The sequence below is a fragment of the Enterobacter cloacae complex sp. 2024EL-00711 genome (assembly GCF_047529885.1).
Taxonomy (GTDB): Bacteria; Pseudomonadota; Gammaproteobacteria; order Enterobacterales; family Enterobacteriaceae; genus Enterobacter; species Enterobacter ludwigii.
Genome location: NZ_JBLIZC010000007.1, coordinates 175,310 through 189,198 on the forward strand (window position 1 = coordinate 175,310; position 13,889 = coordinate 189,198).

Genomic DNA, 13,889 nt, shown 5'->3' on the forward strand with positions numbered 1-13,889 from the left:
CATCTCGTGGATTAGCAGATTGTTTTTTCTTCAATGAACTTGTTAACCAGCGTCATTAACTCGTCCGTTGTCGGTTGAGCAAGAGCCTGCTCTGCTAACACCTTCGCATCTTCGAAGTTCGTGTTACGGATAATCTTCTTAATGCGCGGGATGGAAATGGCGCTCATAGAGAATTCGTCCAGACCCATACCCAGCAACAGAAGTGTAGCACGTTCGTCGCCTGCAAGCTCACCACACATGCCAGTCCATTTACCTTCTGCATGAGAAGCATCAATAACTTGCTTGATCAAGTTCAGTACGGACGGTGACATTGGCTGGTAGAGATGTGAAATCATATCATTACCACGGTCAACTGCCAGGGTGTACTGCGTTAAATCATTGGTACCGATACTAAAGAAATCAACTTCTTTGGCTAAATGACGCGCAATGGTCGCCGCCGCAGGTGTTTCCACCATCACGCCGATCTCAATTGACTCGTCAAATGCTTTACCTTCGTCGCGCAGTTCCTGTTTGTAGATTTCGATCTCTTTCTTCAGTGCACGCACTTCTTCAACAGAGATGATCATCGGGAACATGATGCGCAGTTTACCGAAAGCAGACGCACGCAGGATAGCGCGAACCTGATCGCGCAGGATCTCTTTACGATCCATCGCGATACGAATCGCACGCCAGCCCAGGAACGGGTTCTCTTCTTTCGGGAAGTTCATGTACGGCAGCTCTTTGTCGCCACCGATATCCATGGTACGGACGATAACCGCCTGAGAGCCACACGCTTCAGCCACAGCTTTGTACGCAGCAAACTGTTCTTCTTCAGTTGGCAGCGCGTCACGGTCCATGAACAGGAATTCAGTACGATAGAGACCCACACCTTCCGCGCCGTTGCGCTCAGCGCCATCGACGTCACGTACGGTACCGATGTTTGCGCACACTTCAACCTGATGACCGTCCAGAGTGATGGCTGGCAGGTCTTTCAGCTTAGCGAGTTCCGCTTTTTCAGTCGCAACTTGCTCCTGAACCGCGCGCAGTTTTTCGATCTCTTCGTTAGTTGGGTTGACGTAAACCACGTTGTTTACGGCATCCAGAATCAGATAATCGTCGTTTTTAACCTGAGAGGTGACGCTACCGGTACCCACAATGGCAGGCAGTTCCAGAGAACGCGCCATGATAGAGGTGTGGGAGGTACGGCCGCCCGCGTCAGTGATGAAACCGAGGACCTTTTTCAGGTTCAACTGTGCGGTTTCAGACGGGGTCAGATCGGCGGCAACCAGGATGACTTCATCCTGAATAGCGCTCAGGTCGATAATGGCCAGACCCAGGATGTTGCGCAGCAGGCGCTTACCGATGTCACGTACGTCAGCCGCACGTTCTTTCAGGTATTCATCATCCAGTTCTTCCAGGGCAGTTGCCTGACCTTCGATAACTTCATGCGCAGCAGCGTCTGCCGTCATGCTTTTATCTTTAATCAGGGCTATGATTTCCTGCTCCAGCTCCTCATCTTCGAGCAGCATGATGTGCCCTTCGAAGATGGCTTCTTTTTCTTCACCGAAAGTTTCGCCAGCTTTAGTCTTGATTGCTTCCAGTTGCGCAGATGCCTTGGCACGACCGCTCAGAAAACGTTCAACTTCCTGATCAACCTTGTCGGCAGAAATTTTTTTCCGGTCGATGACGATCTCGTCTTCTTTCAGCAGCAGTGCTTTGCCGAAAGCGATACCCGGGGATGCTAAAATGCCTGAAATCATAACCCTACCTTACTTGTGACTGATATTTAAAAGAACCCGGAAACTTACTCGAGCTCAGCCATCAGTTTTACCAGATGCTCAACTGCTTTCTGCTCGTCTTCACCTTCAGCAGAGATGGTGACAACGGTACCCTGAGTCAGACCCAGAGTCTGCAGTTTGAACAGGCTTTTTGCGCTGGCGCTTTTGCCGTTGGAAGTCACAGTGATTTCAGAAGTGAAGCCTTTCGCTTCTTTAACAAACTGAGCAGCAGGGCGGGTGTGCAGACCGTTCGGAGCGGTAATGGTAACTTCTTGCTGGAACATTGTATTTCCCCAACTTATAGGTTTAGTGTTGTGGAACTAAAGTCTAGCCTGGCGACTTAACTTTAGCCTGTATTGTTAGCGCTGACGTTTCGATCGTCATTAAACATTATGCAGCGAAAGCAAGACTTGAACCAAATCATAAAATCGATTCAGCAAGGCTATTTCGTTCACTGATTAATTTCACGCATCAAAATAATTGCTGGTTTAAATACCAGACCCAACGGGGTGAATCAATGCCAGGAGGGGTAAAACTTTGAAGCAGGCCACAAAAAAGCACCCAAAAAGGTGCTTTTTTACGCGTTATTAACATGCTGGCATTACTGTTGCAGTTCTTTTTCAGTGAACAGATCGGCAAACAGTGCGGTGCTCAAGTAACGCTCACCCGATGAAGGCAGGATAACCACAATATTCTTATTGGTAAAGGCCTCGTCTTCCTGAAGTTTGAGCGCTGCCGCAACAGCAGCACCGGAAGAGATGCCCGCCAGAATACCTTCCTCGTCCATCAGACGACGTGCGGTAGAGATAGCTTCTTCGTTGGTGATGGTCACCACTTTATCAATAAGCTTCAGATCCAGGTTGCCCGGAATGAAGCCGGCACCGATACCCTGAATTTTATGTGGGCCGGGTTTAATCTCTTCGCCCGCCAGCGCCTGGGTGATCACCGGCGAGTCGGTTGGTTCCACGGCAACGGTAATCAGGTCTTTTTTACCTTTTGTGCCTTTTATATAGCGCGACACGCCAGTCAGGGTTCCGCCGGTGCCTACACCGGAGATAAATACATCAACCTGACCGTCGGTATCTTCCCAAATTTCCGGGCCGGTGGTCTTTTCGTGAATTTCCGGGTTCGCCGGGTTGCTGAACTGCTGCAGCAGCAGATATTTCGCCGGATCGCTGGCAACAATCTCTTCTGCTTTCTGAATCGCACCCTTCATGCCTTTGGCACCTTCGGTCAGCACCAGATTCGCGCCCAGCGCTTTCAGCAGTTTGCGACGTTCGATGCTCATGGTTTCAGGCATGGTCAGCGTCAGTTTATAACCGCGCGCCGCCGCAACATAGGCCAGTGCGATACCGGTGTTACCGCTGGTCGGTTCAACCAGCTCAACGCCTGGCTTCAGCACGCCACGTTTTTCAGCATCCCAAATCATATTTGCACCGATACGGCACTTCACGCTGAAGCTCGGGTTACGTGATTCGACCTTCGCCAGAATGCGTCCATTACCGATACGGTTCAGTCGAACCAGGGGCGTATGACCGATAGTCAGCGAGTTGTCTTCATAAATCTTACTCATGGCCTGTCCTTAACTGTATGAAATTGGGATACCGTCCCAGCATACCTGTTGAACAGGTAGGGGGAAGTAAGGAATTCGCATATCTATATACTGCAAGGAAATAATGGGGATCAGTATGGAATAAGGGGCGGCATAAGCCACCCCCTTTTTACACATTTTTGCATTACTTCCATAACGCGTGCTTAGCACGGTAGCAGTCAACCCACATCGCCGTTGCGCCGCAAACGGCGACCGGCATGATGAACAGGTTGAGCACTGGGATCATGGTGAACAGACTGGTCAGCGCCCCGAACTGCATATTCGCGACTTTTTGCGTGCGCAGGGCGCTGCGCATCGTTTTGAACGGCACCTTGTGGTTATCGAACGGATAATCGCAGTACTGGATTGCCAGCATCCAGGCGCTGAACAGGAACCACAGCACCGGGGCCACCGTCTGACCGACGCCAGGGACAAAATAAAGGATAAGCAGCACAATGGCGCGGGGAAGATACCAGGCAAACTTCTGCCATTCGCGCTTCATGATGCGTGGGATATCTTTCATGATCCCCAGCATGCCCGTATCCGGCGGCGTTGCGCCGGTAAGACGTGCTTCCAGCTGTTCTGCCAGCAGGCCGTTAAACGGCGCAGCGATCCAGTTTGCAATCGTCGAGAAGAAGTAGCCGAACACCAGCAGCACGGAGATGACCGCAACCGGCCAGAGCAGGTAGTTCAGCCACTGCAGCCAGTCCGGCACATGGCTCATCAGCGAAGGGATCCAGCTCTCCAGTCTGGTGAACAGCCACCAGAACGCGCCGCCCATCAGGATAATGTTAATCAGCAACGGCAGAATGACGTAGCGACGAATCCCCGGCAGTGAGACCAGTTTCCAGCCCTGAGAAAAATACCAGACGCCGCTGCGCGGGGGAGAAGATGATGTTGAAACCATAACCAGGCTGTACTCCTTTTTTCACAACCAGTGGAATTGCCCGCCTATATTATCCACTTACGGACCAATGACCAGTTCGGAAATGTTCGAAAAAACAGCAAAAAGCACGATTTAGTTCATCTTTATGCTGTGAATGCTCTGCACACACTTGCACTTGACGTAAACGGCAAATACTCTTAGTGAGTAAATGTTTGCCGTGGTGGCAAGGTGTTAGAACAACAGAGAATATAATGATGCAGGATTTGCGTCTGATATTAATCATTGTTGGCGCGATCGCCATAATCGCTTTACTGGTACATGGTTTCTGGACCAGCCGTAAAGAGCGTTCCTCTATGTTTCGCGATCGCCCACTGAAGCGCATGAAGTCCAGTCGTGATGACGATGACAGTGAAAATGACATCGACGGAAGCGACGACGACGGCGTGGGTGAAGTTCGTGTTCATCGGGTCAATACTGCGCCCGGCGCGGCTCATGGGGAGCATGAAGCCCCTCGTCAGCCTCCGCAGCACCAGTATCAACCGCCGTATGCTTCTGCACAGCCGCGCCAGCAGGCGCCGCAGCTTGGAGAAGAGCCGGTGCGTCAGCCGCCGCAACAGCCTGTCCATCAGCAGCCTGCTGCGCCACAGCCGGTTCAGCAACAGCCTGTGCAGCAACCTGCACCACAACAGCCTGCACAGCCGGTACACCAACCGCAGCAGCCTGTTCACGTGCAGCCTGCACCTCAGCCTGCGCCGGCCCCGCTCGTTGAACCAGAGCCCGTAGTTGAGCCAGAACCGGTTGTTGAAAAACCGCAGCGTAAAGAAGCGGTCATCATCATGAACGTGGCTGCGCATCATGGCACCCACCTGAATGGCGATGTCCTGCTTAACAGCATTCAACAGGCAGGCTTCAAGTTTGGCGACATGAATATTTTCCATCGTCACCTGAGTCCTGACGGTAGCGGTCCGGCGCTGTTTAGCCTGGCCAATATGGTTAACCCTGGCACCTTTGACCCGGAAATGACCGGTGATTTCGTGACGCCGGGTGTCACTATCTTCATGCAGGTGCCGTCCTACGGTGATGAACTGCAAAACTTTAAGCTGATGCTGCAGTCCGCACAGCACATTGCTGACGAAGTCGGTGGTGTGGTGCTCGACGATCAGCGTCGTATGATGACGCCGCAGAAATTGCGCGAATATCAGGACCGCATCCGCGAAGTTAAGGAAGCCAACGCGTAATCATCGCGTTTACATCGACTCCTCCTCAACCCCCGCATGTCGGGGGTTTTTTCTCATTGATGGTGTGATATGGACTCAATCGAACAACAACTCACTGAACTGCGAACCACGCTTCGCCATCATGAATACCTCTATCATGTTATGGACGCGCCGGAAGTGCCGGATGCGGAGTATGACCGTCTGATGCGCGAGCTGCGCGAGCTAGAGGCGCAGCACCCGGAATTAATTACGCCCGACTCACCCACGCAGCGCGTGGGCGCGGAGCCGCTGGGTGCTTTCAGTCAGGTACGTCATGAAGTCCCAATGTTGTCTCTGGATAACGTCTTTGATGAAGAGAGCTTCCTCGCGTTTAACAAGCGCGTGCAGGATCGCCTCAAAAGCAGCGACTCCCTGACCTGGTGCTGCGAGTTGAAGCTGGATGGTCTGGCGGTCAGCCTTCTCTATGAAAACGGTGTGCTGGTGCGTGCCGCGACGCGGGGTGATGGTACGACGGGTGAAGACATTACCACCAACGTACGCACCATCCGTGCGATCCCGCTGAAGCTGCAAGGGGATAATATTCCAGCCCGACTGGAAGTGCGCGGTGAAGTATTCCTCCCGCAGGCGGGCTTCGAGAAAATCAACGAAGAGGCGCGCCGTACCGGCGGGAAAGTGTTTGCTAACCCGCGTAATGCGGCGGCAGGCTCCCTGCGCCAGCTTGATCCCCGTATCACCGCGAAGCGACCGCTTACTTTCTTCTGCTATGGCGTCGGGATTCTGGAAGGCGGTGAACTGCCGGATACCCATCTCGGACGTTTATTGCAGTTTAAAGCGTGGGGCCTGCCGGTGAGTAACCGTGTTCAGCTGTGCGACTCCCCGGAAGCCGTGCTGGCGTTCTACCACAAAGTGGAAGAAGACCGCCCGACGCTTGGTTTTGATATTGATGGCGTGGTTATCAAGGTTAACTCACTTGCGCTGCAGGAGCAGTTAGGCTTTGTGGCGCGCGCGCCGCGCTGGGCAGTGGCGTTTAAATTCCCGGCGCAGGAGCAGATGACCTTTGTCCGTGACGTGGAGTTCCAGGTGGGCCGTACGGGCGCGATTACCCCGGTTGCCCGTCTGGAGCCTGTGCAGGTTGCTGGCGTGCTGGTGAGTAACGCCACGCTGCATAACGCCGATGAAATTGAACGTCTCGGCCTGCGCATTGGTGACAAAGTGGTGATTCGTCGCGCGGGCGATGTTATCCCGCAGGTGGTGAACGTGGTTGAGTCAGAGCGTCCTGACGATACGCGCGCCATCGTGTTCCCGACGCATTGCCCGGTATGTGGATCTGACGTTGAGCGCGTTGAAGGTGAAGCGGTGGCTCGCTGTACGGGCGGCTTAATCTGCGGGGCACAACGTAAAGAGTCACTGAAGCACTTCGTTTCCCGTCGGGCGATGGACGTCGACGGAATGGGCGACAAAATTATCGATCAGCTGGTAGAGAAAGAATATGTTCATACGCCTGCAGATCTCTTCAAACTGACCGCGGGTAAGCTCACGGGTCTTGATCGCATGGGACCGAAGTCGGCCCAGAATGTGGTTAATGCCCTGGATGCTGCCAAAGAGACGACCTTTGCCCGATTCCTTTATGCGCTCGGTATTCGCGAAGTGGGCGAAGCCACGGCGGCGGGGCTGGCGGCGTATTTCGGTACGCTGGAAGCTCTGGAAAAAGCGAGTATTGACGAGCTGCAGAGAGTCCCGGACGTGGGGATTGTCGTCGCGACGCATGTCTTTAACTTCTTTGCCGAAGAGAGCAACCGCGAGGTGATCGGCAAGCTGCTGGAAGAGGGCATCAGATGGCCGGCTCCGGTCGTGGTCAATGCTGACGAGATCGACAGCCCGTTTGCCGGCAAAACGGTCGTGCTGACCGGCAGCCTGAGCCAGCTTTCACGTGATGATGCTAAAGCGCGACTGGTTGCGCTGGGTGCAAAAGTGGCAGGCAGCGTGTCGAAGAAAACCGATCTGGTTATTGCCGGGGAAGCCGCCGGTTCGAAGCTTGCTAAAGCTCAGGAGCTGGGCATTGAGGTTATCGACGAAGCGGAAATGATGCGCCTGTTAGGAGAGTAACGTGGAGAAAGAGCAGCTCGTTGAGATCGCCAACACGGAGATGCCATTCGGTAAATATAAAGGCCGCAGGCTGATTGATTTACCGGAAGATTATTTGCTGTGGTTTGCCCGCAAAGATGGGTTCCCGGCTGGACGACTGGGTGAGCTGATGGCTATCACGTTACTGATTAAAACCGAGGGGCTGACGCAGTTGGTTCAGCCCCTGAAACGTCCTTAAGCTTTCGCGGCGCGGGTCTCTTCCTGCGCCTGTTTTTCCGTCTGGCGTTTGTAACGACGCGCCAGCACCGCGCAGACCATCAGCTGGATCTGATGGAAAATCATCAGTGGCAGTACCATCATCCCTATCATTGAGGTCGGGAAGAGAATGTTTGCCATAGGAATGCCGTTCGCCAGGCTCTTCTTCGAGCCACAGAAGACAATGGTAATTTCATCGGCTTTGTTGAAGCCGCACTTGCGGGCCACAAAGACGTTTACGCCAATCACAATCGCCAGCAGAACAAGGCTGACCACCACGATAAACAGCAGCGAGCCTGCGCCCACCTTATGCCAGATGCCATTCACAACCGCTTCACTGAAGGCCGAATAGACCACCAGCAGAATCGACGACTGGTCGGTTTTTGAGATCCATTTTTTGTGCTTTGCAACAAACGCGCCCGTCCACGGACGAGAGAGATGACCCAGCACAAACGGCAACAGCAGCTGCAGACAGATTTTACCTACCTGTTCCAGGTTACCTTCCGCGCCGTGCATGTTCATCAGCAGACCCACCAGCAGCGGCGAAACGAAAATCCCTAACAGGCTGGATGCCGACGCTGAACAGACTGCGGCTGCGACGTTACCGCCCGCCAGAGAGGTAAACGCGATAGCGGACTGCACGGTAGCCGGCAGAATGCACAGATACAGGAAGCCGGTATAAAGGGCTGGGTCGACATTCACCGGTGCCCACCATGCGAACAGCACGCCGAGTACAGGAAAGAGGATGAACGTGCTGCACATCACCCACAGGTGCAGTCGCCAGTGACTCCCTCCCGCAATAATGGCTTCGCGCGAGAGCTTTGCGCCGTGCATAAAGAACAACAGCGCGATGGCCGCGGTCGTCAGTCCTTCAAAAAAAGGAACGAACCCGCCCCGCGCAGGGAAGAAGGAGGCCAGTAATACCGTGACAACCAGAGTAAGCGTAAACGGATCAAGAATACGAAATAGTTTCATAATGACTCCTGAAAACAGATATCGCTATTGTGCTTTTTTCTGTTTGAGAAATAAAATTGATTTATTGCATCCATTCATGAATTAAACAGATGAATTATTCCTTACGCCAGCTTCGCATCTTCGTCACCGTAGCCCATGCCCGCAGCTTCAGTCGGGCAGGGGAGATCATCGGCCTGAGCCAGTCCGCGGTAAGCCACAGCGTGAAAGAGCTGGAGAGCCAGACGGGTGTCCGGCTGCTTGATCGCACCACGCGTGAAGTCGTGCTCACGGAAGCCGGACAGCAGCTCGCTCAGCGCCTTGAACGGCTGCTGGACGAACTCAACAGTACGCTCAGAGATGTAGGTCGACTGGGGCAGCAGCTGTCGGGTACCGTACGGGTTGCGGCCAGCCAGACGATATCCGCGCACCTTATCCCGCAGTGTATTGCAGAGGGTAATCATCGCTATCCGGATATCGATTTTGTTTTGCATGACAGGCCGCAGCAATGGGTGCTGGAGAGCATCCGTCAGGGTGATGTGGATTTTGGTATTGTTATCGATCCCGGTCAGGTGAGTGACCTGGAATGTGAAATTGTGCTGTCTGAGCCATTTCTGTTGCTTTGCCGGGACGACGATCCGCTAGCCGCGCAGCCGTCTGTTCACTGGCAGGCGCTGCAGGGAGCGAACCTGGTATTACAGGATTATGCCTCAGGTAGTCGTCCGCTGATTGATTCTGCGCTGGTGACGCAGGGCGTTAAGGCGACCATTGTGCAGGAGATTGGACACCCGGCAACGCTGTTTCCCATGGTGGAGGCCGGCATAGGGATCAGTGTATTACCCGCCCTGGCGCTCCCTTTGCCGCAGGGAAGCCGTCTGGTCGTGAAGCGACTGACGCCTGCTATTGAGCGAAAACTGATGCTGGTACGGCGAAAAAACCGTTCACTCTCCGGGGCTGCGCAGGCTATCTGGGAAGTGGTGCGTATCCAGGCGCAACGATTAACCGAGGCCCGTATACGCGATCCACTGTTTAACTCAACAGAGCGTTAGACGTAGATGTCTATTTGATGATTGTCTGATGCGTTCTTCGGGCCTTCCACGTTGACCAGACTTTGCTCTTGTTTCTTCTGGGCTTCTTCCGCCTGCTGGCGCTGCAGCTGTGCGAGCTGTGCCTGCAGCACTTTGATTTGCACCTGGATAAGCTCCTGCTGTTTCTTCTTCTCTTCCGCACTGCCGGAACCGTTCGCAACCTCTTTTAACTGTTGAGTCAGCTTGGTTATCTTGTCAGTGATACGGCTGATCTGGGCAGCGATATCGTTGCCGCCGGAAGAACGACTCCCGCCACCGCTGGTTTGAATGGGCTGGGTTGTAGCCTGAATGGTCGTCATACTTTTTCCTCTCGCTGTAAAAAAGAGGTATCGGCGCCAACGCAATTAGCTTGAGCAAAACTGCCATATCTGGCAGGGAAAGGTATTGATACCAAATCAGTATTGATGGTGCCGAGAAAGTGTATTGGAGGTAACCCGCAGGCTCCAGATATAAGACTAAGGTCATGCGATCGGTGATATCGCGATCTTAATTCTCAAGGAGCTTTTATGACCCTCTCGAATAATCCCTGGTTCTCTGCCGACATCATTCGTGCCGCTAAACCTGATTTCACTCCGCGGGTTGCGTTTATTCTCGGCTCTGGTCTTGGCGCGCTCGCCGAGCAGATTGTTGATGCTGTAGTACTGAGCTATGAAAAACTGCCGGGCTTCCCGGTGAGCACCGTTCACGGTCACGCCGGTGAGCTGGTGTTGGGGCATCTTGCCGGTGTTCCGGTCGCCTGTATGAAAGGGCGCGGTCACTTCTATGAGGGCCGCGGCATCGCCGTCATGACCGATGCAATCCGCACCTTCAAACTGCTGGGCTGCGAACTGCTGTTCAGTACCAATGCCGCCGGTTCATTACGTCCGGAGGTTGAACCGGGAAGCCTGGTTGCCCTCAGCGACCACATCAACACCCTGCCGGGTACCCCGATGGTCGGGCTGAACGATGACCGTTTTGGCGACCGTTTTTTCTCGCTGGCCAATGCTTATGATGCAGATTGCCGTGCCCTGCTGCAGACCGTGGCGAGCGAGAAGGGCTTTCCATTGCATGAAGGGGTGTTTGTCTCTTATCCAGGCCCTAACTTCGAAACCGCGGCTGAGATCCGCATGATGCAGATCATCGGCGGAGATGTGGTGGGAATGTCAGTGGTGCCGGAAGTGATCTCGGCGCGCCACTGTGGCCTGAAGGTGGTCGCCGTTTCGGCCATAACCAACCTTGCTGAAGGTTTGAGCGATGTAAAACTGTCGCATGAACAAACGCTTGCCGCCGCCAAACTTTCTCGCCAGAACTTCATCGATCTTATCTGCGGTTTTCTGCGCCAGCTTGCCTGAGCGAAACAACACCGTGGCCCGTGAGGGCCACTCTGCTATAAGGAATCGGGTATGAACATCACGACGCGCTTAAAGATGATGTCCTTTATGCAATATTTTATCTGGGGAAGCTGGCTCGTTACTCTCGGCGCTTACATGATTAACACCCTGGGTTTTTCCGGCTCTGACGTGGGTATGGTCTACAGCTCGAAGGGGCTTGCCGCGATCGTGATGCCCTCGCTGGTGGGCATTATTGCCGATAAGTGGCTGCGGGCAGATCGTGCATACGTGATTTGCCATCTCGTCTGTGCCGTTGCGCTTTGCTATGCCGCGCAGGTCAATGAGCCGGGGCTGATGTTCTGGGTCATGCTGGTTAATGCCATGGCCTTTATGCCGACCATTGCGCTATCGAATACCATTTCCTACTCCTGTCTTGAGCAGGAAGGGCTGGACACGGTGACCCATTTTCCAACGGTGCGGGTCTATGGCACGGTAGGCTTCATTGTGGCGATGTGGGCCATAAGCCTGATGGGGGCAGAGTTAACCAACATTCAACTCTACATTGCTGCTGCCGCGTCGCTGGTTCTGGCGCTCTATTCACTGACGTTACCGGCCATTCCGGTGGCGAAGAATAAAACCTCATCGTCGCTGACAAGCAAACTTGGCCTGAATGCGTTCGTCCTGTTTAAACAACCCCGAATGGCGGTGTTCTTTTTGTTTGCGATGCTGCTGGGCGCCGTGCTGCAAATCACCAATACTTTCGGTAGCCCCTTTCTGCATGATTTTGCGCGTAATCCGGCGTATGCGGAAAGCTTTATCGTTAAATATCCTTCTATTTTGCTCTCCGTCTCGCAGATGTCAGAGGTGCTGTTCATCCTGACCATTCCTTTCTTCCTCCGACGTTTTGGCATAAAAACCGTGATGCTGATGAGCATGGTGGCCTGGATGCTGCGGTTTGGACTCTTTGCGTATGGCGATCCTTCCGCGACAGGCGTCGGGCTGTTGATGCTGTCAATGCTGGTCTACGGTTGCGCGTTCGACTTCTTCAACATCTCCGGTTCGGTGTTTGTCGAACAGGAGGTAAGCGCTGATATCCGCGCCAGCGCGCAAGGGCTGTTTATGACGACCGTTAACGGTATCGGTGCTTATTTCGGATCGGTATTGAGCGGCGCGGCGGTAGATTATTTCTCCGTGGATGGGGTGAAAGACTGGCAGACCATCTGGCTGGTATTTGCGGCGTATGCGTTGGTGCTCGCCGTGGTGTTTTATTTCAGCTTTAACTATCGCCACACCAGTAAAAACAGCGAGTTGCGCACAGTTGCGCATTAAAGTTTTCCCGGCAGGCGGTGAAAGGCTTTAAGGTGGGAGCATAAGTGTTATCGCCAGGATATGTGTTGATGGAACGCGTCTACCGAACCGACCTCAAGCTGCTGCGCTATTTTCTGGCCGTCGCTGAGGAACTTCATTTTGGACGGGCTGCGGCCCGTCTCAATATGTCGCAGCCGCCGTTGAGCCTGCATATAAAAGAGCTGGAAAGTCAGCTCGGTACCTTACTGTTTATTCGCCACTCACGAAGCGTCGCCTTGACCCATGCGGGTAAAGTGTTGATGGAAGAGTCCCGTCGACTGCTTGCCAGCGCAAACCAGGCACTGGCGCGGGTCGAACAAATTGGACGGGGTGAGGCGGGGCGGATTGCGCTGGGCATTGTCGGTACCGCCATGTGGAGCGAAGTGCGCACGGTCATGCGCACATTTTTGAAAGAGCATCCGAACGTTGATGTCGTCTTTCGCGAAAAGTCGCCGGTAATGCAAATGGCGCTGCTGGAGCGTCGGGAGTTGGATGTCGGGATCTGGCGAATGGCAACCGAGCCCACCGCAGGGTTTACCAGTATCCGCTTACGGGATGCGGCGTTTCTGGTTGCGCTGCCGGAGGATCACCGGCTGGTGGGGGAAAGCGCAATTGCGCTCACCGAACTGCAGAATGAGTACTTTGTAACTATGCCGTCTGCGCATTCTGACTGGTCGTTCTTACAGCGCGTGTGCCAGCAGGCCGGTTTTTCACCGATGATAGTGCGTGAAGCCGATGAACCACAGACGGTGCTGGCAATGATCAGCATGGGAATGGGGATTACGTTAGCTGCTGACAGCTATGCGCAAATGCAGTGGCCCGGTGTGGTATTTCGTCCATTACAGGTACGTATACCGGCAGATTTGTATGTGGTGTATGACGAGAAGCAGGCGACACCGGCGATTAAGTCGTTGATAGCAACGTTGACGGAAGAGTGATGTTATACCGCAGATAGCAAAAAAGCGCCTTTAGGGCGCTTTTTTGCATTGGTGGATCGTGCAGGATGACTCGCTTCGCTCGCCCTTCGGGCCGTCGCCGTAAACGGCTCCGTTGCGTCACTGCGTTCGGCTCGGACCTGCTGCAGGTTCGAATCATCCATACCGCAGATAGCAAAAAAGCGCCTTTAGGGCGCTTTTTTACATTGGTGGGTCGTGCAGGATTCGAACCTGCGACCAATTGATTAAAAGTCAACTGCTCTACCAACTGAGCTAACGACCCGAAATGGTGGGCGATGACGGGCTCGAACCGCCGACCCCCTCCGTGTAAAGGAGATGCTCTACCAACTGAGCTAATCGCCCATTTCGGAACTGCTGCGATAAGGTGAGAATGGTGGGCGATGACGGGCTCGAACCGCCGACCCCCTCCGTGTAAAGGAGATGCTCTACCAACTGAGCTAATCGCC

Annotated in this window: 13 protein-coding genes, 2 tRNA genes and 1 other RNA gene; 7 read left to right on the forward strand and 9 right to left on the reverse strand. The window is 53.9% G+C overall.

The features are described from left to right. Positions 1–11: 11 nt before the first annotated feature. The 4 genes from ptsI to cysZ all read right to left on the reverse strand — a co-directional run bounded on the left by ptsI (position 12) and on the right by cysZ (position 4,255). Complete coding sequence (gene ptsI, locus ACMVME_RS18995; RefSeq protein WP_014171087.1) at positions 12–1,739, reverse strand: phosphoenolpyruvate-protein phosphotransferase PtsI; 1,728 nt, start codon at positions 1,737–1,739, stop codon at positions 12–14. A gap of 44 nt (positions 1,740–1,783) precedes the next feature. Then, positions 1,784–2,041 carry a phosphocarrier protein Hpr gene (gene ptsH, locus ACMVME_RS19000; protein ID WP_000487600.1) on the reverse strand — a complete coding sequence of 86 codons (258 nt, stop codon included), beginning with the start codon at positions 2,039–2,041 and terminating at the stop codon, positions 1,784–1,786. Between the two features lie 317 nt (positions 2,042–2,358). Continuing rightward, complete coding sequence (gene cysK / locus ACMVME_RS19005; RefSeq protein ID WP_020883087.1) at positions 2,359–3,330, reverse strand: cysteine synthase A; 972 nt, start codon at positions 3,328–3,330, stop codon at positions 2,359–2,361. A 163-nt stretch (positions 3,331–3,493) separates the two neighbouring features. Continuing rightward, positions 3,494–4,255, reverse strand: coding sequence for a sulfate transporter CysZ (gene cysZ, locus ACMVME_RS19010; RefSeq protein ID WP_014171085.1), 762 nt, complete (start codon positions 4,253–4,255; stop codon positions 3,494–3,496). 230 nt (positions 4,256–4,485) lie between these two features. Here cysZ and zipA point away from each other — a divergent pair, with 230 nt between their 5' ends. The 3 genes from zipA to ACMVME_RS19025 all read left to right on the forward strand — a co-directional run bounded on the left by zipA (position 4,486) and on the right by ACMVME_RS19025 (position 7,774). Then, the gene (gene zipA / locus ACMVME_RS19015) at positions 4,486–5,472 is read left to right on the forward strand and encodes a cell division protein ZipA (RefSeq protein WP_414743476.1); all 987 of its coding nucleotides are present in this window, start codon (positions 4,486–4,488) and stop codon (positions 5,470–5,472) included. A gap of 69 nt (positions 5,473–5,541) precedes the next feature. Beyond that, positions 5,542–7,557: an NAD-dependent DNA ligase LigA gene (gene ligA, locus ACMVME_RS19020; RefSeq protein ID WP_025203500.1), complete on the forward strand. Its 2,016-nt coding sequence runs from the start codon at positions 5,542–5,544 to the stop codon at positions 7,555–7,557. Between the two features lies 1 nt (position 7,558). Beyond that, the gene (locus ACMVME_RS19025) at positions 7,559–7,774 is read left to right on the forward strand and encodes a DUF3820 family protein (RefSeq protein ID WP_014171082.1); all 216 of its coding nucleotides are present in this window, start codon (positions 7,559–7,561) and stop codon (positions 7,772–7,774) included. On the opposite strand, the gene ACMVME_RS19030 is transcribed toward ACMVME_RS19025, so the two are convergent. Further along, positions 7,771–8,766, reverse strand: a complete 996-nt coding sequence (locus ACMVME_RS19030; protein ID WP_014171081.1) for a bile acid:sodium symporter family protein — start codon at positions 8,764–8,766, stop codon at positions 7,771–7,773. The two genes, ACMVME_RS19025 and ACMVME_RS19030, sit on opposite strands and share 4 nt — an antisense overlap. An 89-nt stretch (positions 8,767–8,855) precedes the next feature. Here ACMVME_RS19030 and ACMVME_RS19035 point away from each other — a divergent pair, with 89 nt between their 5' ends. After that, on the forward strand, positions 8,856–9,791 hold the full coding sequence (locus tag ACMVME_RS19035) for a LysR family transcriptional regulator (RefSeq protein ID WP_014171080.1): 936 nt from the start codon (positions 8,856–8,858) through the stop codon (positions 9,789–9,791). Here the strand turns inward: ACMVME_RS19035 and ACMVME_RS19040 are convergent. Next, positions 9,788–10,129 carry a FlxA-like family protein gene (locus ACMVME_RS19040; RefSeq protein ID WP_020883093.1) on the reverse strand — a complete coding sequence of 114 codons (342 nt, stop codon included), beginning with the start codon at positions 10,127–10,129 and terminating at the stop codon, positions 9,788–9,790. The two genes, ACMVME_RS19035 and ACMVME_RS19040, sit on opposite strands and share 4 nt — an antisense overlap. A gap of 207 nt (positions 10,130–10,336) precedes the next feature. On the opposite strand from ACMVME_RS19040, the gene xapA reads away from it, so the two are divergent. The 3 genes from xapA to ACMVME_RS19055 all read left to right on the forward strand — a co-directional run bounded on the left by xapA (position 10,337) and on the right by ACMVME_RS19055 (position 13,425). Beyond that, positions 10,337–11,161, forward strand: a complete 825-nt coding sequence (gene xapA / locus ACMVME_RS19045; RefSeq protein ID WP_047356585.1) for a xanthosine phosphorylase — start codon at positions 10,337–10,339, stop codon at positions 11,159–11,161. A 51-nt stretch (positions 11,162–11,212) separates the two neighbouring features. Further along, positions 11,213–12,469, forward strand: a complete 1,257-nt coding sequence (locus ACMVME_RS19050; protein ID WP_068794849.1) for a nucleoside permease — start codon at positions 11,213–11,215, stop codon at positions 12,467–12,469. A gap of 68 nt (positions 12,470–12,537) precedes the next feature. Then, complete coding sequence (locus ACMVME_RS19055) at positions 12,538–13,425, forward strand: LysR family transcriptional regulator (RefSeq protein WP_020883096.1); 888 nt, start codon at positions 12,538–12,540, stop codon at positions 13,423–13,425. A 49-nt stretch (positions 13,426–13,474) separates the two neighbouring features. Here the strand turns inward: ACMVME_RS19055 and ACMVME_RS19060 are convergent. The 3 genes from ACMVME_RS19060 to ACMVME_RS19070 all read right to left on the reverse strand — a co-directional run bounded on the left by ACMVME_RS19060 (position 13,475) and on the right by ACMVME_RS19070 (position 13,785). Continuing rightward, positions 13,475–13,602, reverse strand: a non-coding RNA gene (locus tag ACMVME_RS19060) — RtT sRNA. A gap of 27 nt (positions 13,603–13,629) precedes the next feature. Then, positions 13,630–13,705 (reverse strand) — tRNA-Lys (locus ACMVME_RS19065). A gap of 4 nt (positions 13,706–13,709) precedes the next feature. Beyond that, a tRNA-Val gene (locus tag ACMVME_RS19070) sits at positions 13,710–13,785 on the reverse strand. Positions 13,786–13,889: the final 104 nt, after the last annotated feature.